This window comes from Paenibacillus turpanensis, from assembly GCF_011421635.1.
In the GTDB taxonomy this organism is placed as follows: domain Bacteria; phylum Bacillota; class Bacilli; order Paenibacillales; family YIM-B00363; genus Paenibacillus_AK; species Paenibacillus_AK turpanensis.
The window spans coordinates 160,210-178,941 of the sequence record NZ_WTLI01000001.1 but is presented as its reverse complement, the minus strand read 5'-3'; the positions used below and the strand labels follow the sequence as shown (position 1 = coordinate 178,941).

Annotated in this window: 17 protein-coding genes; all 17 read left to right on the top strand. The window is 52.1% G+C overall.

The genetic code is table 11. The annotated features are described in order from the left end of the window. Positions 1-30 precede the first annotated feature (30 nt). The 17 genes from smc (at position 31) to GQS10_RS00790 (ending at position 18,721) form a co-directional block, all read left to right on the top strand. Positions 31-3,606, top strand: coding sequence for a chromosome segregation protein SMC (gene smc / locus GQS10_RS00870; protein WP_166238042.1), 3,576 nt, complete (start codon positions 31-33; stop codon positions 3,604-3,606). Between the two features lie 16 nt (positions 3,607-3,622). Then, complete coding sequence (ftsY, locus tag GQS10_RS00865; protein WP_166238040.1) at positions 3,623-4,633, top strand: signal recognition particle-docking protein FtsY; 1,011 nt, start codon at positions 3,623-3,625, stop codon at positions 4,631-4,633. 343 nt (positions 4,634-4,976) lie between these two features. Continuing rightward, positions 4,977-6,017 carry a BMP family lipoprotein gene (locus GQS10_RS00860; protein WP_166238335.1) on the top strand — a complete coding sequence of 347 codons (1,041 nt, stop codon included), beginning with the start codon at positions 4,977-4,979 and terminating at the stop codon, positions 6,015-6,017. A 94-nt stretch (positions 6,018-6,111) separates the two neighbouring features. Next, on the top strand, positions 6,112-7,659 hold the full coding sequence (locus GQS10_RS00855) for an ABC transporter ATP-binding protein (RefSeq protein WP_166238038.1): 1,548 nt from the start codon (positions 6,112-6,114) through the stop codon (positions 7,657-7,659). Next, positions 7,656-8,735 (top strand): ABC transporter permease, encoded by a 1,080-nt coding sequence (locus GQS10_RS00850; protein ID WP_166238036.1) that lies wholly within the window; start codon positions 7,656-7,658, stop codon positions 8,733-8,735. The genes GQS10_RS00855 and GQS10_RS00850 overlap by 4 nt, the downstream gene beginning before the upstream one ends. Then, a complete protein-coding gene (locus GQS10_RS00845) occupies positions 8,732-9,697 on the top strand; it encodes an ABC transporter permease (protein ID WP_166238034.1) in 966 nt (321 codons plus the stop codon). The genes GQS10_RS00850 and GQS10_RS00845 overlap by 4 nt, the downstream gene beginning before the upstream one ends. An 88-nt stretch (positions 9,698-9,785) precedes the next feature. Then, positions 9,786-11,567, top strand: a complete 1,782-nt coding sequence (locus GQS10_RS00840) for a methyl-accepting chemotaxis protein (RefSeq protein WP_166238032.1) — start codon at positions 9,786-9,788, stop codon at positions 11,565-11,567. A 121-nt stretch (positions 11,568-11,688) separates the two neighbouring features. After that, positions 11,689-12,030 (top strand): putative DNA-binding protein, encoded by a 342-nt coding sequence (locus tag GQS10_RS00835; RefSeq protein WP_166238030.1) that lies wholly within the window; start codon positions 11,689-11,691, stop codon positions 12,028-12,030. 33 nt (positions 12,031-12,063) lie between these two features. Further along, on the top strand, positions 12,064-13,446 hold the full coding sequence (gene ffh, locus GQS10_RS00830) for a signal recognition particle protein (protein ID WP_166238028.1): 1,383 nt from the start codon (positions 12,064-12,066) through the stop codon (positions 13,444-13,446). 40 nt (positions 13,447-13,486) lie between these two features. Next, entirely contained in the window at positions 13,487-13,759 is a 273-nt protein-coding gene (rpsP, locus tag GQS10_RS00825) for a 30S ribosomal protein S16 (protein WP_166238026.1), read from the top strand. Between the two features lie 24 nt (positions 13,760-13,783). Then, a complete protein-coding gene (locus tag GQS10_RS00820; protein WP_166238024.1) occupies positions 13,784-14,014 on the top strand; it encodes a KH domain-containing protein in 231 nt (76 codons plus the stop codon). A 122-nt stretch (positions 14,015-14,136) separates the two neighbouring features. Further along, positions 14,137-14,658, top strand: a complete 522-nt coding sequence (gene rimM / locus GQS10_RS00815) for a ribosome maturation factor RimM (RefSeq protein ID WP_166238022.1) — start codon at positions 14,137-14,139, stop codon at positions 14,656-14,658. 2 nt (positions 14,659-14,660) lie between these two features. Next, on the top strand, positions 14,661-15,551 hold the full coding sequence (gene trmD / locus GQS10_RS00810; protein ID WP_166238020.1) for a tRNA (guanosine(37)-N1)-methyltransferase TrmD: 891 nt from the start codon (positions 14,661-14,663) through the stop codon (positions 15,549-15,551). Positions 15,552-16,051: 500 nt separating this feature from the next. Continuing rightward, the gene (gene rplS / locus GQS10_RS00805) at positions 16,052-16,393 is read left to right on the top strand and encodes a 50S ribosomal protein L19 (protein ID WP_166238333.1); all 342 of its coding nucleotides are present in this window, start codon (positions 16,052-16,054) and stop codon (positions 16,391-16,393) included. Positions 16,394-16,486: 93 nt separating this feature from the next. Next, on the top strand, positions 16,487-17,086 hold the full coding sequence (lepB, locus tag GQS10_RS00800; RefSeq protein ID WP_166238018.1) for a signal peptidase I: 600 nt from the start codon (positions 16,487-16,489) through the stop codon (positions 17,084-17,086). A 34-nt stretch (positions 17,087-17,120) separates the two neighbouring features. Beyond that, positions 17,121-17,996: a ribosome biogenesis GTPase YlqF gene (gene ylqF, locus GQS10_RS00795; protein WP_166238016.1), complete on the top strand. Its 876-nt coding sequence runs from the start codon at positions 17,121-17,123 to the stop codon at positions 17,994-17,996. A gap of 116 nt (positions 17,997-18,112) precedes the next feature. Next, entirely contained in the window at positions 18,113-18,721 is a 609-nt protein-coding gene (locus GQS10_RS00790; protein WP_166238014.1) for a ribonuclease HII, read from the top strand. Positions 18,722-18,732: the final 11 nt, after the last annotated feature.

Sequence of the window (18,732 nt, the reverse complement as noted above, 5' to 3'; positions counted from 1 at the left end):
TACAATGGGGCGTGAGGTGAATCATTCATCATGTATTTGAAACGGATCGAGCTGATCGGCTTTAAATCGTTTGCAGATAAAACAGAACTGGAATTTGGACAAGGTATATCGGCCGTTGTCGGGCCGAACGGCAGCGGAAAAAGCAATATTTCCGACGGGATCAGATGGGTGCTGGGAGAGCAAAGTGCGAAATCCTTGCGCGGCGGCAATATGCAGGACGTTATTTTCGCAGGGAGCGATGCCCGAAAGGCGGTTAACTTCGGCGAGGTGTCGCTTACGCTCGATAATTCCGATAATGCGCTGCCGCTCGATTTCAGTGAGGTGACCGTTACTCGGAGGGTGCATCGCAGCGGGGAAAGTGAATATTTTATTAACCGGCAGTCATGCCGATTAAAGGATATTGTCGAGCTGTTTATGGATACGGGAATCGGAAAAGAAGCGTATTCGATCATTGGTCAGGGCCGAATCGAAGAAATTCTCAGCGCCCGGTCCGAGGATCGCAGAGCGCTTTTGGAAGAGGCCTCCGGTATCGTCAAATATAAGGCAAGAAAAAAAGAGTCGGTCAAGAAGCTCGAGGAAACCGAGCAGAATTTGCTGCGCATTAATGACCTTGTAAGCGAGCTGGAGGATCAAGTCGAGCCCCTGCGCGAGCAAAGCGAGAAGGCGCAGCAGTTTAAGCTGCTCAAAGAAGAGCTTAAGACCAAGGAAGTTTCCTTATATGTTTATCAGATCGATCAGCTTCATGCGGCTTGGAAGGAAGCCGGCGAGCGTCTAGAAGCATTGCAGCGTCAGGAGCTGGAGCTGTCTACCGTTGTCAGCGCGCATGATGCGCAGCTGGAGCAGCAGCGGGTTGACATCCGCCGGATGGAAGAGCAGATCGAGCAGAAGCAGGGAGAGCTGCTGCACATTACGGAGGAAGCCGAGAAATGCGAAGGCCAAGGCGAGGTGCTGCGGGAGCGGGCCCGTTTCTTGGAGCGCAATCATGAGCAGCTGCTGCTGGAAATTACTGAAGCGGAACGCAGACTTGGATTAAAGCGTGAGGAATTGACGGCCCTTGAAACGAAGCATCAAGAGGTGAAAGCGGTCCGTGACGAACTGGAGCAGCTGCTTCGCGAAGAGGAACGGCGGCTGCTCGGGGTCAGCGGCGGCTTAACCGGCGAGGAAGAGGAGCGCCTTAAGGGGCAGCTTCTGGACAAGCTGAACGAGCTGGCGCAGGCACGCAATGAGCTTCGGTACGTCGAACAGCAGAAGGAAACGGCGATTCGCCGTTTGCAGCGGCTGGACGACGACGGCGGGAAGTGGGTTGAGCAGAACGACCGGCTGCAGGAGAAGCTTCGCGAGCTGGAGGAGCGTCTTGCGGAGGCTTCGCGAGACGTTCAAGAATCGCGGAACGAATACATTCGTTTGTCGCAATCGCTGCAGGAGGACGAGCCGCTGCTTTTTGATGTGCAGCAGACGCTGCGCAAGTGGGAGCAGAAATACGACTCGCTGATTTCCCGCCGCGATACGATGAAAGAAATGCAGAATGACTACGACGGCTTTCAGCACGGCGTTCGTGAGCTGCTTAAAGCGCGGGCGCGAGGCGGCTTGTCGGGCATCCACGGTGCGGTAGCCGAGCTGCTGCGCGTGCCGGCCGCTTACGAGACCGCTGTTGAGACGGCGCTGGGTGCTGCGCTGCAGCATATTGTTGTGGATAACGAAGCGGCGGGCCGGGCGGCGATCGCGTATTTGAAGCAGCGCCAGCTCGGAAGAGCGACCGTGCTGCCGCTGGACGTCATTCGCGGGCGAAGCATCGGCGATTCGGACCGCCGCAGCATCGAGGGCGCCGACGGGTATGTCGGCGTTGCCGCTGATTTAGTTGCGACCGACCGCGCGTATGAGTCGATCCTGCAAAATATGCTGGGCAATGTGATCATTGCCGGCACACTGGAGCAGGCGAACAAAATCGCGGCGCGCTGCCAGTACCGCTATCGGGTTGTTACGCTCGAGGGCGATATTGTAAATGCCGGCGGTTCGATGACCGGCGGAAGCTTGCAAAAACGAACGTCGTCCATCTTGGGCCGCCAGCGCCAGCTGGAGGAGCTGGACGAGGATATTGCGAAAACCGATAAGCAGTTAGGCGAGCTGCGCAGCAATGCGCAGACCTTGAAAGCGAAAATCGCCGATACCGGTAAGCAGCTCGAGAAGCTGCGCTCCGAAGGCGAAGCGAAGCGCATGACGGAGCAGCAGCTGCGATCGGAGCGCGACCGCACGGAAAGCGAGCTGACGAGCGTACGCGAGCAACTGGAGCTGCTGACGCAGGACCAGGACGGCCATCGCGAGGAAATGCAATCCAGCGATCGCCGCATCGAGGAGCTGAAGCAGCGTACGGTAGAGCTTGAAGCCGAGGAGCAGCAGCTTCAGGCGGCGATTCGCGACGCCGAGCAGGCCCGCAAGGCCGGCGAATCGCTCAAGGAAGAGCTGCAGGCTCAGCTCACCGAATTCAAGGTGAAGGTAGCCGCCGCTTCGCAGGAGCAGCAATCGCTGCTTGAGCAGATCCGCAGGCAGCAGGCGGAGTTTGGCGCTGCGGAAGCGGATATTGCTGCCGACCGCGAGCGGCTGCAGGCGATGGAGAGCGAGCAGCAGCAGGGCAGCGTGGAGCTGGCTGCGCAAATCGAACGGCTGAACGAGCTGCGCATTTTGCGCCAAAAGTGCTCGGAGCAGCTCGATTTCCAGCGCGCGACGCGTGCCGAGCTTGTGCGCAAGCTGGAGGAAGCGGAAAGCGAGACTAAGGAGCAGCGGATTAAGCTGAAGCAGGTGGAAGATCAGCTGCGGCAAACCGAGGTTCGCGCAGGGCGGCTTGACGTGGAGTTGGATAATTTGCTGAAAAAGCTGTCTGAGGAATATGAGCTGAGCTACGAGCTGGCGAAGGAACGCTACCCGGTTCCGGAGGATGTTCCGTCTGCTCAAGCGGAGGTTCGGGACATTAGGCGGCAGATCAGCTCTCTTGGCGACGTGAATTTAGGGGCGATCGAAGAGTTCCTGCGTGTCAGCGAGCGCTATGATTTCTTGAATACACAAAAGAATGATTTAATTGAAGCGAAAACAGCATTGTACCAGGTCATTCGCGATATGGATGCGGAAATGTCCAAGCGGTTCGTTTCTACGTTCCAGGAAATTCGGTCGCATTTTGTGGTCGTTTTCTCCAAGCTGTTTGGAGGAGGCCGTGCCGATCTGATGCTGACCGAGCCGGATAATCCGCTGGAAACGGGCATTGAAATTGTTGCACAGCCGCCGGGCAAAAAGCTGCAAAACCTGCAGCTGCTTTCCGGTGGAGAAAAAGCGCTGACCGCGCTTGCGCTGTTGTTCTCAATTCTGCATGTAAAGCCTGTACCGTTTTGCGTACTGGATGAGGTTGAAGCAGCGCTTGACGAGGCGAATGTTACGCGTTATGCGCAATATTTACGAGAATTTTCACAGCAAACGCAGTTTATCGTTGTAACCCACCGTAAGGGAACGATGGAGGAAGCGGACGTTCTGTACGGGGTTACCATGGAAGAAGGCGGCGTATCGAAGCTTGTGTCGGTACGTCTGGAGGACGAAAACGAAGAGCAGGCGTCGGCGTAGGAATGGGAGGAAATCGATGAGTTTTTTTAAACGATTGAAAGAGAGCATCGCCAGCAAAACCGAGGCGGTAACTTCAAAATTTAAAGAAGGCCTTAGCAAAACAACGAATGCTTTTACGGAAAAATTCGAGGAATTGATCCTGCGCCGCAAAAAAATCGACGAAGAATTTTATGAAGAGCTGGAAGAAATTTTGATCGGCGCCGATGTCGGTGTAAACACGGTGCTGAAGCTGATTGAGGAGCTGCGTACGGAGGTACGGAAGCGTCGAATTGAGGATGCCGTGGAGCTTCGACCGGTGCTGTCGGAAAAGCTGGTCGAGCTGCTGCGCGGGGAGGATGAGCAGCATGACCTGCTTATGGCTCCTTCCGGGCTTACCATCGTACTGGTTGTAGGCGTTAACGGGGTAGGCAAGACGACTTCGATCGGAAAGCTGGCGCACCGCTATAAGCAGCAGGGCAAAAAGGTGCTGCTGGCTGCAGGGGATACGTTCCGGGCAGGTGCAATTGAACAGCTTGAGGTTTGGGGCAGCCGTGTCGGCGTCGACGTCATTAAACAACAGGCGGGCTCTGATCCTGCGGCTGTAGTGTTTGATGCGGTGCAAGCGGCTAAGCAGCGCGGCGTCGATCTGTTGATCTGCGATACGGCGGGAAGACTGCAAAACAAAGTTAACCTCATGGAGGAGCTCAATAAAATTTACCGTGTTATTCGCCGCGAAATTCCGGAAGCGCCGCATGAGGTGCTGCTGGTGCTGGATGCGACAACAGGCCAAAATGCGCTGCAGCAGGCGAAGCTTTTCGGTGAAAAGACCGGGGTAACCGGCCTCGTGCTGACGAAGCTGGACGGAACAGCGAAGGGCGGCATCGTGATTGCCATTCGGCAGGAGCTGGAGATCCCCGTGAAGTTCGTTGGGCTCGGCGAAAAAATGGATGACCTGCAGCCGTTCGATGCGGATCAGTTTGTCCATGCATTGTTTGCGGGACTTGTAACGGAAGAAGCGGAAGACAAGGATGCAGCAGACTCGCTGTAAAATGGATCATGGATTCGGTTTTCTAGGTTTTCGAGAAAAGTTCGGCAAAAGCCGGACTTTTTTTTGTATTTCTGGCCAAATCGTTTGGCTTTTCGAATAAAAAACGAATAATATTAAAAAAATGTTAAAAAACATACTCGCAAAACGTATTCGAACAATGTATAATATTGTCGATTTCCAACATTTGCGTGTGCAGCATTTTCTGCGGAGGCCATTCGATTTATTTTGACGTTGTCACCCTGAAATGTTTGTACATATCTTTGGCTGCCTAGTGTATAATTTCTAGGCCTCCGGAGGAAAGTAATAAAAAATACGGAAGGAAAATGGGGGACAAAACATGTTTATGAAACGTGGAATTTCTGTACTCACCATCGCAGCGCTTATTATTGTTATGGCGTTAACGGGCTGCGGACAAAAGCAGGAGACGCAGCAGGGCGCAGGCAATCAGCCGGCCGCTGGTGAGCAAAAGGGCAAAGGCTTCAAAATTGCCATGGTAACGGACGTTGGCGGTGTAAACGACAAATCGTTTAACCAGAGCGCTTGGGAAGGTCTTCAGCAGCTGAAGAAGGAGACCGGAGCTGAAGTAAAGTATTTGCAGTCCAAGGCGGATGCGGAATACGTTCCAAACCTGAACCAATTCGTAAAAGAGAACTATAACCTCACTTGGGGCATCGGTTATTTGATGGGCGATGCAATTAAAGCAGTAGCGGAACAGAACAAGGACGCGAAGCTGGCTATTATCGATAACGTGGTGCAAGCACCGAACGTCGCTTCCATCACTTTTGCTGAAAATGAAGGCTCCTTCTTGGTTGGTGTTGTTGCAGGTATGATGACCAAAACGAACAAAATCGGCTTTGTTGGCGGCAATGAAATTCCAGTAATTAAGCGTTTCGAGCTCGGCTTTAAGCAGGGTGTTGCAGCCGTAAACCCGAATGCACAGGTTACGATCAACTATACAGGCTCTTTTGATAAGCCTGACCTTGGCAAGGCAGCAGCCGCTACGATCTACAACGCGGGCGCCGACATTATTTTCCACGCTTCCGGCGGTACTGGAAACGGCGTATTTAATGAAGCGAAGGATCGCCTGAAAGCGGGACAGAAGGTTTGGGTTATCGGTGTAGATAAGGATCAATCCCTTGAATTTGGCGATGATGTAACCCTGACGTCGATGATGAAAGGCGTTCATGAGGCGGTATTCCAGCTTTCTCAGCAGCTGATTAACGGTGAATTCCCAGGCGGTAAAGTAACCGTGCTTGGATTGAAAGAAAATGCAGTTGGTCTGCCAGAGAAAAACAAGAACGTTCCAGAGGATGTTTTGAAGAAGGTTCAAGAGTATAAGGATAAGATTGTGAAAGGCGAGATTAAAGTCGAGACCGTTCAATAAGAATAGGTACCCATATCTCGTCAATTGAATAAGAAGACGCGGAAAAGGCTGGTTGAGTGCAACTGGCCTTTTCCTTGGTTGAAAGGATGATTCGATGAGTGCGGCGGAAGCAATGCCGGTCGTGGAGATGAGGGGCATTACGAAGCGTTTCGGAACCTTCACGGCGAATGAAGACATCAATTTAATGGTGGGAAAAGGGGAAATTCATGCCCTTCTCGGTGAGAACGGGGCCGGCAAGTCCACGCTGATGAACATTTTGTTCGGGCTCTACCAGCCGGATGAGGGAGAAGTGCTGATTAACGGAAAGAAAACCCGAATCAACGGCCCCAATGACGCCATCGCCAACGGCATCGGCATGGTGCATCAGCATTTTAAGCTCGTTGAGCCGTTTACCGTAACGGAAAACATTGTTTTGGGTTCGGAGCCGAAGCGAGGCATGGCTGTCGATTACCGGACGGCCGAAGAGCAGGTAGGCCGCATTTCGGAACAATACGGATTAAAGGTGGACCCTCGATCAAAAATAGAAGAAATCAGTGTTGGCATGCAGCAGCGCGTGGAAATTTTAAAAACGCTGTATCGCGGCGCGGATATATTAATATTTGACGAGCCGACGGCCGTGCTTACCCCTCAGGAAATTCACGAGCTGATTGAGATTATGCGCAACCTTGTGAAAGAAGGCAAGTCGATTATACTCATCACGCATAAGCTGAAGGAAATTATGGCGATTGCCGATAAAGTCACCGTTATTCGGCGCGGGAAAGTGATTGATTCTGTGGAAATTGCTCAAACCACGGAAGCCGATCTCGCAGAAAAAATGGTAGGCCGACATGTGTCCTTCGAGGTGCAGAAGACAGAAGCGTCGCCGGGTGAAGTCATCCTGGACGTTAAAAATTTGCGTGCCAAAAGCGTAAAGGGCGTCGATGTGCTGCAGGGGATTTCGTTTCAAGTGCGCGCCGGGGAAGTGCTCGGAATCGCCGGAGTCGACGGCAACGGTCAGTCGGAGCTGATTGAAGCCTTAACCGGCCTGCGACCGGTTTCCGGAGGCGAGGTGCTGCTACGGGGTAAGGCGATTACCGGTCAATCTCCGCGGGCGATCACGGAAAGCGGGCTCTCGCTCATTCCGGAGGATCGGCACAAGCACGGCTTGGTGCTCGATTTTACAATGAGTGAAAATATGGTGCTTAATACGTACTTCCACCCGGAGTTTTTGAAAAGCGGACTGCTGGATCATGAAGCCATCAAAGCTCATGCAGATAAGCTGATTCGCGAATTTGATGTTCGGACCTCAAGCTTGGCCAATCCGGCGAGAGCGTTGTCCGGAGGAAACCAGCAGAAAGCGATTATTGCAAGAGAAATTCATCGTAACCCGGATCTGCTGATTGCGGCACAGCCGACAAGAGGTCTTGACGTGGGAGCGATCGAGTATATTCATAAACGCCTGATTGAGCAGCGCGATAAAGGAAAGGGCATTTTGCTCATTTCGTTTGAATTGGATGAAATTTTAAAGGTGTCTGACCGGATCCTAGTTATTTACGAAGGCCGTATCGTGGGCGAGGTTGACCCGAAGCTGACCAATGATCAGGAGCTTGGCTTGTTAATGGCGGGGAGCACCGCTGAGAAGAAAGGAGGTTCGCTGCAATGAAAAAGCTGATACAGACCTTTACTGCGGACTCCATTCTGGTCCCTCTCGTTTCGATTTTGTTGGGACTGTTGTTTGGCGCTCTCGTGATGCTCCTCGGTGGCTACAATCCGATCGTCGCTTACGGCTTCTTGATCGAAAAAGTTTTCGGCGACCGTTACGACTTCGGGGAGACGGTGCGGCAAATTGCGCCGCTCATCTTCACGGGGTTATCGGTAGCTTTTGCATTTCGGACGGGCTTGTTTAATATCGGAGCCGAGGGCCAGTTTATTATGGGAATGACCGGGGCGATTGTCGTTGGTGTTGCGTTAGACCTTCCGTGGTTCCTACATGCCCCCCTCGCTGTCATCGTAGGCGCGCTTCTGGCGGGCTTCTGGGGGGCAATTGCCGGCTACCTTAAGGCGGCCCGGGGCGTGAACGAGGTCATCACCACGATCATGCTGAACTGGATCGCCTTGTATTTGGCGAATTATATCATTCGCTTTTTTCTGGAGCCGGGGCAGCAGCGTACCTATGTGATTGATGAATCTGCTTCCCTTAGCATTGGATGGCTTTCGCTCATGTTTGATAGCGCGAGGCTGCATTGGGGGATTCCACTTTCTCTTGTTTGCGCTTATATTTGCTACGTGCTGCTGTGGAAAACAAAACAAGGCTTTGAACTGCGTGCAGTAGGATTCAATCCGGATGCGGCGCAGTACGCAGGCATGAATGTCGGCACGAACGTCGTAAGAGCGATGTTTATCGCAGGTATTTTTGCCGGCTTGGCCGGTGTATTTGAAGGCTTGGGCGTATTTAAATACCAGGTACTCTCAACAGCAATGCCGGGCTACGGTTTCGACGGGATCGCAGTGGCATTGCTCGGGGCGAACCACCCGCTGGGGGTTGTTCTCGGAGCGATGCTGTTTGGCGGGCTAACTTATGGCTCCTCGGGAATGAGCTTTGGTGCGGATGTGCCACCAGAAATTATCCGGGTTGTCATCGGCTCTGTTATTTTCTTCGTAGCGGCTCAGGGCATCGTACGCTGGTTAATTAAGCCTGCTTTGGCTAGAAAGGCTCAGCGGGAGGTATCCTCGAAATGAATATCATACAAGTATTGGGCGAATTAATGAACACGACGCTGGTTTTTTCAACAGCGCTCATTTTTGCGGCGATGGGCGGCATTTTTTCGGAGCGCTCGGGCGTTGTTAATATCGGCTTGGAAGGGTTTATGGTTGCCGGTGCGTTCGCTTCCGCGGTGGCCGCCTTTTATGCAGAAGAGGCGGGGCTAGGCGCTGCTTCTTCATGGGTAGGATTAGTGGCTGCGATGGCTTTTGCCGCCATCTTTGCTCTAATTCATGCGGTAGCGTCCATTACGTTCAAGGCCGATCAAGTGGTTAGCGGGGTCGTCATCAATTTCCTCGCGGTAGGCATGTGCTTGTTTCTGGTCAAAATGCTGTTTGAAGGCTCTGGAGAAACCCCAACACTGGATGAGGCTGTATTTAGTAAGCTGAATATTGGAGAGCTTAGCCAAATTCCATTTATTGGTCCCGTCGTTTTTAATGAGTATCCTACGACATACATAGCAATTGCGCTCGTAGCCATCACGTGGTATGTGCTTTACAAAATTCCGTTCGGCCTGCGTTTGCGTGCCGTTGGCGAGCATCCAAGCGCAGCCGATACGGTGGGGATCAAGGTCGCTCGAATCCGGTATGCCGCGGTACTGCTTAGCGGAGCGTTAGCGGGTCTTGGCGGTGCAACGATCACGTTGACGACCACGAGCAACTTTTCGCATACTACAATTTCCGGGCAAGGCTTTATTGCTTTAGCCGCCATGATTTTTGGGAAATGGCATCCCGCGGGGGCGCTTGGAGCAGCGATATTTTTTGGCTTCGCCCAGGCGATTCGCAACTATGTGCAGCTGTTTGAATTTTCGCGCGGGATTCCAACCGAGTTTATTTTTATGCTTCCGTACATCCTGACGATTCTCGTTCTGGCAGGTGCGGTCGGCAAATCTAGAGCTCCCTCTGCGCTTGGTCAGCCTTACGATCCGGGCAAACGGTAATTTTTTCAAAGCATCCAAAACAAGGAATTTGTCGAAACGCGTAGAATGTTTCCTTACTGTCGTTTATTACAGAAAGGGGTTCAATTCTATGCGTTTCTTTTTTCAGCGAAAAGAGATCGACAAGCCAGTGAAGGAAAAGATTCAGCGGAAAGGAAGATTTACATACAGCGTGCGCATGAAGCTGTTCACGCTGCTTTTAATTCCGCTCGTGGTGCTGGCGGTGCTGAACATTTTTGTGGATGTAAAAGTGAAAGCGGTATCCAATCAAATCATTGAATCGCTTTCGCTTAGCGATCAGACGAAAAATAACCTGCTTAACGCGGATCGCGATTTGTATCAAGCGCTTTTAGCAGAACGCAACGTACTGGTGTTCCAGACCACTTCCGGCGATAAATTTGAGGCGGAGAAAAAAGATTTTGAGACCAACTATAAACAGGCTCTGGAGCGTGCCGAGCAATCGGTGAAGATGATCATGGAATCCCCTAATTTTTCGGAGGCTATAAAAAAGGATATCGACACCAAGCATAGCAGCTTAAAAGCGTATGTAGGCGCATGGGTGAAAAACTCCGAATCGGCGATGTCGGAAAACAGCATGACAAGAGCGTTCAACGCTTATAAGATGTTTGAAGCAAGCCGCGAGATGCTGGATGAAATGATGCAGACGCTCGAAGAGGAAACGAAGCTCTCGGTTCAGCGTGCCCATGAAGATATCGCGAGCTTCCAGATGCTGTTCCGTATCATATCGATCAGTTCCATGGTTCTTGTCATCGTATTAGGACTGCTGGTAACGCGTTATATTTCGGCTTCTTTGAAGAAGGTCTCGAATGCGGCGATTCAGGTAGCGGAAGGAAATCTCGCTTTAGAGCCGCTTAAAGCCGTCTCCAACGACGAGCTTGGCGTGTTGTCCCGCTCGGTTAACGGAATGGTGGATAACTTAAGAGGCCTGCTTTCCTCGATTCAGGATACGGCAATGCAGGTGGCCGCATCTTCGCAGCAGCTGACGGCCGGGGCTGAGCAATCGGGCCAAGCCAGTGAGCATATTGCGGAATCCGCACAAACGGTTGCGGAAGGCTCCGAGCGCCAGAAAGGCTTTGCAGAACGTAACCTTACGCTCGTTTCCGACTTGTCCGCCGGGCTGCAGATGATGGCGCAGCAGTCGCTTGAAATGGCAGACTCGATGTCGCAAACGATGGCGCTTACGACAGAGGGCGGCAAAACGATCAATGAGGTCGTTGAAAAAATGAATGAAATGAACGAGGGAGTAACGAGCTCCGCAGCGGTCGTCGAGGCCTTGGGAGAGCGTTCCGTTCAGATCGGTACGATTGTCCAAACGATTAGCGAAATTTCACGTCAGACGAACCTGCTGGCTCTAAACGCAGCGATCGAAGCTGCCCGCGCAGGAGAGCAGGGACGCGGCTTCGCCGTTGTTGCGGGAGAGGTTCGCAAGCTGGCTGAGCAATCCTCCAGCTCAGCGGAACAAATCCGCGCGGTAATCGAGGCTATTCAAATTGAAGCGGAATCGGCCGTGGCTTCGATGAAGAAGATGACCGACACCGCAGCAGAGGGCATTACTGTAGTTCGCACGGCTGGCGACGCTTTTGCCGAGATCGAGCAATCGGTGGGAGATGCAGCGGAGCTCATCCGCGGTCTGTCGGCGGCTTCTAAGGAAATGGCGGCGAGCTCAACCGAAGTGAGCGAGAAGAGCCGCGAGCTTCTCGAGCTTTCCCGCAGCGCGACGTCGGAAACGGAAAGCGTATCGGCCGCTTCCGAAGAGCAGCTGGCTTCCATTCAGGAAATTATCAGCTCCGCTGCCGCGCTGGCCAAAATGGCTGAGCAGCTGCAGGAGGCAGTTGCGAAATTTAGAATGTAGTCCGCAAACCTAGACGAAGAGATGTCAAGGATTCACGCTTGACATCTCTTTTTGTTTTCGGTATGATATTCAAGTCGCTGTAAAGTGTTTATCCTTGACGGTTAAAGGGAGGTTCACACCCATGTCGGACGCTCTTACAAAAACGACAAGAATAAACCTGCTTTTTGACTTTTACTCTCCGCTGCTTACGGAAAAGCAGCGCACATTTTTAACTTATTATTTTCATGACGACTTTTCGCTTGGCGAAATCGCCGAAGAATCCGGCATCAGCCGGCAGGCGGTTTATGAGCATATTAAACGGGCCGAGCAGACGTTAAACGATTACGAATCGAAGCTGCGCCTATTGGAAAATCACGAGCGCCGAATGGCCTGTCTGCAGCAGCTGCGGGATTCGGCCGCACAGTCCGAGCCTGATGCACAGCGGCTGCGCGCGCTTATTGACCAAATGGCGGAGCTAATATAATAGAAGTCCTCAAACGAAAGGGGGCATGTACAGATGGCTTTCGAAAGCTTATCCAACCGGCTACAGAGCGTATTCAGCAAGCTGCGCGGAAAAGGTAAAGTAACGGAAGACGATGTCAATGAAGCAATGCGGGAGGTTCGTCTCGCTCTGCTTGAAGCGGATGTTAACTTTAAGGTTGTGAAACAGTTCGTCGCAAGCGTGAAGGAAAAGGCGATCGGCCAGGAAGTGATGAAGAGCTTCACGCCCGGCATGGTCGTTGTCGACATCGTGAATAAAGAAATGACGGCGCTGATGGGCGGTACGCAAGCGAAGCTGGCACGCTCCAATCGTCCGCCGACGGTAATTATGATGGCCGGGCTGCAGGGTGCGGGGAAAACAACCACGACCGGCAAGCTGGCGAAGTACCTGGTATCGCAAAATCATCGTCCTTTGCTGGTTGCCGGCGACATTTATCGTCCGGCTGCGATTAAGCAGCTTCAAGTGCTCGGCGAGCAGCTGAAGGTGCCGGTATTTTCTCTTGGAGATCAAACAAGCCCTGTTGAAATTGCGAAGCAGGGTGTGGCGCACGCCAAGGAAAACGGTAATGATTACGTGATTATTGATACCGCCGGCCGCCTTCACATCGATGAAGCCTTAATGGATGAGCTGCAGCAAATCCGCGCTGAGGTAAAGCCGGATGAGACGCTGCTGGTCGTCGATGCGATGACCGGTCAAGATGCGGTGAATGTAGCGGAGCATTTCCACAATTCACTCGAATTAACGGGTGTCGTGCTGACCAAGCTCGACGGCGATACACGCGGCGGTGCGGCGTTATCCGTTAAGGCGGTTACCGGCTGCCCGATCAAGTTTGCTGCGACGGGCGAAAAGCTCGATGCACTAGAGCCGTTCCATCCGGAGCGGATGGCTTCCCGGATCCTTGGCATGGGCGATATGCTGACGCTGATCGAGAAAGCGCAGGCGAACATCGACTCGGATAAAGCGAAGGAAATGGAACGCAAGATGCGCCGTGCGGAATTTACGTTCGAGGATTTCCTTGAGCAGATGGAGCAGGTGCGTAAGCTGGGTCCGTTGGATCAGCTGCTCGATATGCTGCCCGGCATGAATAATGTGAAGGGCTTGAAGGATCTTAATGTCGATGAGAAACGGCTTTCTCGCGTGGAAGCGATCGTTCGTTCCATGACGAAGGAAGAGAAGCTGAAGCCGGAGTTGATCAATGCCAGCCGCAGACGCAGGCTTGCTGCAGGCAGCGGCAACACCGTTCAGGATGTGAACCGTTTCCTGAAGCAGTTCGAGGACATGCGCAAGATGATGAAGCAGATGTCCGGTATGATGGGCAAAGGCAAGAAGGGAAAGAAAGGCTTGGCCGGCATGAAAAATATGCTTGGCGGGGGACGTCCTAAGTTCCCGTTCCGTTAATAAATAGTGGCTTCGTATTTTACTAAGGAGGTGAATTTTCATGGCAACTCGCATTCGTCTTAAGCGTATGGGCGCTCACAAAGCTCCTTTCTACCGTCTGGTGGTTTCCGATTCCCGTTCTCCGCGTGACGGCCGTTTCATCGAAGAAATCGGCACTTATAACCCTGTAGCTCAACCGGCACAGGTAAACATCGATGAAGAAAAAGCATTGAAGTGGCTGCAAAACGGCGCTCAAGCTTCCGATACTGTCCGCAACCTGTTCAGCAAAGCGGGCATCTTGAAGAAATTCCACGAATCCAAGCTTCAGAAGTAATGCCTTCTGTACGGGGGGTTAGAGATGGAACAATTAATTACGATCATTGCGTCAAAGCTGGTCGACCATCCGGAAGAGGTGCGCGTTAAAGTTACCGAAGACGACCGCTCCATCACGTACGAGCTGTCCGTGCATCCTGAAGATGTCGGCAAAGTTATCGGCAAGCAGGGGCGGATTGTCAAGGCGCTGCGCACTGTCGTCACCTCGGCAGCCGTGAAAGAAAGCAAGCGTGTGAACGTGGAAATTGTATCGTAATCAATAAAGGGTTAGGAGCGCGATAAATGCTTCTAACCTTTTTATCTTTGAACGCTTTTATTTTTCTCGATCTTCGGTGAAAATGGGATAAGCTAAAGGCAATGCTGTGTGGAGGTGTGGAAATGGCTGAAAAGATGTTTAATGTAGGGAAGATCGTAAATACGCACGGAATTCGCGGAGATGTAAAGGTGCTGGCACAGACGGATTTCCCAGAGGAGCGCTTCGCCAAAGGAAGCGAGCTGCTGGCTGTGCATCCGGAGGATCCGAGCAAGCAGAAGATGTTTACAGTGGAATCGGCGAGAGAGCAGAAGGGGCTTTATTACATAAAGTTTAACGGGATTACAAACATCAATGAAATCGAGCCTTTTAAGGGCTGGGAACTGAAAATAACCGAGGATCAGCTGATTGAACTGGAAGAGGACGAGTTTTATTATCACGAAATCGTCGGCTGCGAGGTCTACAGTGAGGAAGGCGAGCTGCTCGGTAAGGTAAAAGAAATTTTAACCCCAGGAGCGAATGATGTTTGGGTCGTTGGACGGCCGAAAGGCAAGGACCTGCTCATTCCCTATATCAATGACGTGGTGCTTGATGTAAATATTGAAGAGAAGAAAGTTAAAGTACATCTGATGGAAGGCTTGATTTAGCTTTGAAAATTGACGTGCTGTCCTTGTTTCCGGCAATGTTTGAGGGCGTGCTGAGCTCCAGCATATTAGGGAAAGCAAGGCAAAAAGGGTTGCTGGATGTCGATGTCACTGATTTTCGCGACTTTTCGACGAACAAGCATAAGACGGTGGACGACTACCCGTATGGCGGCGGCGGAGGGATGGTGCTTAAGCCGGAGCCTTTGTTCGCGGCCGTCGAGCATGTGCTTGGCGTGGAACGGTTTATTGGCGGCTGTCAGGAGGGAGAAGCGGATGCCGGACAAATATTGCAGGTGGATGCTTCTCCGGCGAATGCAGCGGGCATGGGGCGTGTCGGATGTTCTGATCACGTGAAGCGAAAAATCATTCTCTTATGCCCTCAAGGAGAGCCGTATTCGCAAAAAAAGGCGGAGGAGCTTGCAGCCCAGGAGCATCTAATCCTTATTTGCGGGCATTATGAGGGGTATGATGAGCGGATTCGGGAGCACTTGATAACGGACGAAATTTCGCTCGGTGATTTTGTGCTCACAGGCGGAGAAATTGCCGCAATGGCCGTCATTGACAGCGTCGCCAGGCTGCTTCCGGGTGTGCTTGGAAATGAAACTTCGGCGGTAACGGACTCTTTTAGTACAGGCTTGCTGGAGTACCCTCATTATACAAGACCTCCGGAATTTAGAGGCTGGAGTGTGCCGGAAGTGCTGTTGTCCGGGGATCATGCCAAAATCGCGGCGTGGAGGCGAAAGGAGTCCTTTAAACGGACGCTGAGCCGAAGACCGGAGCTGCTCGAAGGGCATGTACTTGATGCCAAGGAGCAGAAGCTGTTGGCAGAAGCGAAACGGGAGCTGGCAGAGGAACGGAAGCAGAGTGAGGCGAACGGCAATGGAGAGCGGGGATAAAACAATTGGAGTCGGAACTTGTATCTAAGGCAAGTAAGCGGATGAGGCTCTGAGTGGAGTGGATGTTGGCTGCCTGGCTGGGACGGGGGTATTCTGTCTGCATAATGCTAGCAGCCTGTAATGGGGGTTTACTGAGCTTTGGCGGCTAAGGTAATGACTATCCCTTTCTCTCAGGAGAAGGACGGGAGAGACGAGCTGCTGCAGCTGTGCTCATGCGACCTTGGGAAAGGTCAGTTTCTTTTTCTGAGCGAAGGGGATAGCGGGATGCAATGAACCGAGAATGATCTCCTTATCCGGATGACCTTCTGCCTTATTCGATCGTTGGTATGCAGAGGATCATAAATGTTCTTGTAATATAGGCGGAGCTGTGATAATATAATGTCTGTTGCGGTTTTAGCCGTACATAGTCCGGTGGTCCGCTGTCTGCAATGATCTCTCGCCGAAGAGCGGGAAGGAGCGGCATGAACGCCTGTGGGGAAGGAGGGAGTCACCTAATGAATATGAACATTATTGCAGAACTTACGAAGGAACAGCTACGCACGGATATTCCTGCGTTTCGTCCAGGTGATACGCTGAAGGTTCACGTTAAGGTAAAAGAGGGCAACCGCGAACGTATTCAGTTGTTCGAGGGTGTTGTTATCAAGCGCCGCGGCGGTGGAATCAGCGCATCATTTACAGTTCGTAAAATTTCTTACGGTGTCGGTGTGGAGCGTACGTTCCCGCTGCATTCGCCTAAAGTAGATAAGATTGAAGTGGCTCGCCGTGGTAAGGTACGTCGCGCGAAGCTCTACTATCTTCGCGAACTTCGCGGTAAAGCAGCACGTATCCAAGAAATTCGATAAAACCAAAAGGGGCTTGCCGATAAGGGGGCTCCTTTTTGTTATGCCAAACAAGCATGAAAATGACCTGTATAAGGTGGAAAAGGAGGCAGGGCTATGGAGCAGGAGCAATCTGGGCAGTACTCGCAGCAAGCGGCGGAAGTGAAACCAGGCTGGAAGGAAGAAGTTATTGATTGGGTTAAGGCGCTATTGATTGCCGCTGTACTCGTCGTCGTCATCCGGGTATTTTTATTTTCCCCTTATCTTGTTGATGGTCCATCCATGGAGCCGAATTTTCATACAGGAGAACGGGTAATTGTCAATAAGATATTGTATGATATTCGTGAACCTGAGCACGGCGAGGTTATCGTTTTTGAGGCGCCGGACGGGTCCGACTATATTAAACGTGTTATCGGGCTCCCTGGCGACACGGTGAGGGTAGACGGAGATGCGGTCTTTGTAAACGGGGAGAAGATTGCCGAGCCTTATATCCAGAGCGTGATCGATGAATATGCAAAGCTGGGGAACGGGAATACTTACAACAATAAAAATTATGATGAGCATATCGTTCCGGAAAATCAGTTATTTGTCATGGGCGATAACCGGAGAAACAGCAGAGACAGCAGAGATATCGGTTTTATCGAATATGAGAAAGTAATTGGCCGGGCGGATGTGCGGATTTGGCCTCTCTCGCAAATCGGATTTGTTGCACATTAGAGGCTGACGGAATGCAGGAAGCAGGTGGCGCAAGATGACAATACAATGGTTTCCCGGCCATATGACGCGGGCGAGACGGCAAATCGAGGAAAAGCTGAAGCTGATTGACGTGGCGATAGAGCTCCTGGATGCCAGATTGCCGCTATCCAGCCGGAATCCGATGATTGATGATATTTTAAAGGATAAGCCGAGGCTCGTATTATTGAATAAGACGGACCTGGCCGATCCGAGGGTAACGGAACAATGGGTCAGCTATTTTGCCGATAAAGGGTTAAAGGCTCTGCCGATTGATGCATCCAGCGGTCACCGGGTGAATGAAATTCAGCCGCGGGCCGAAGAGCTGATGGCGGAAAAATTTGCACGCTGGGAAGCGAAGGGTGTCAATCCGCGCGCGGTGCGCATCTTAATCGTCGGTATTCCGAACGTGGGTAAATCGACGCTGATTAACCGGCTCGCGGGACGCAAAGTAGCGGCGACCGGTGACCGGCCGGGTGTTACGAAGGGCCAGCAGTGGATTCGCGTCGGCACAGGGATTGAGCTGCTCGATACACCGGGAATTTTATGGCCGAAGTTCGAGGATCAGAAGGTCGGTTATCGTCTAGCGGCGAGCGGTGCAATCAAGGAAGAAATTTTAAACGTGGAAGATGTTGCTTTTCATTTGACAGGATATTTAGCGGACGCCTACCCGGGACTTTTGCAGGATCGGTATGATCTGGGGGAGCTGGAGACATTGCCGGATCCAGAGTCCGAGTTTTTTGGCGATGCCGTTGTCGGGGTCATGGAGCAAATCGGACGCAGAAGAGGATGCCTGCAGGGCGGTGGGATCGTGAACCTGGAAAAAGCATCACGGGTACTGCTGCGCGATCTGCAGACAGGCAAGCTAGGCAGAATTAGTTTAGAAAAACCGTAAACGCTGATGCGGACATTCCACACGAATGCCGCATGGGCGTTTTTTTTTATGCGGTGTCAAGGCTTTTCCTCAATGCTCTCTGCCTTTACAATAGAGGGATGGAAGGGAGTCTTGATATGCTTCAATATGAACAGGAATTATGGGAACGCGGCTTAACATCCATTGCAGGGGTCGATGAGGTTGGCAGAGGGTGTTTGTTTGGGGATGTGGTGGCCGCTGCGGTCATTCTTCCGGCAGGCTTGGTGCTGGAGGGTGTGAACGACTCAAAGAAGCTCAGTGAAAAGAAGCGGGAGCAGCTTTTTGAAACGATCATGGAGCAGGCCGATGCGGTTTCGATTGGACGTGTGGACTGTTCGGTCATTGATCGGATAAATATTAAGCAGGCGTCAAGATTGGCCATGAAGAAGGCGGTTGAAGGCTTGCGGATACGGCCCGGATATTTATTGGTCGATGCGGAAAAAATCGATACCGATATTGAGCAGCTGGCTGTCATCCATGGAGATGCGCTAAGCCAATCGATTGCGGCTGCCTCGATTATCGCTAAAGTAACACGGGATCGACTGTGCCTGCAGTGGGACGCACAGTACCCGCAGTACGGTCTTGGATCGCATAAAGGCTATGCGACGAAAGAGCATCGGCAGGCATTATTGGAATATGGGCCGAGTCCATTACATAGACAGTCTTTTTTGGGAAAGCTGTTTGCAGAGCAGCAGGAGTTGTTTTAGCGGGTGCCTCT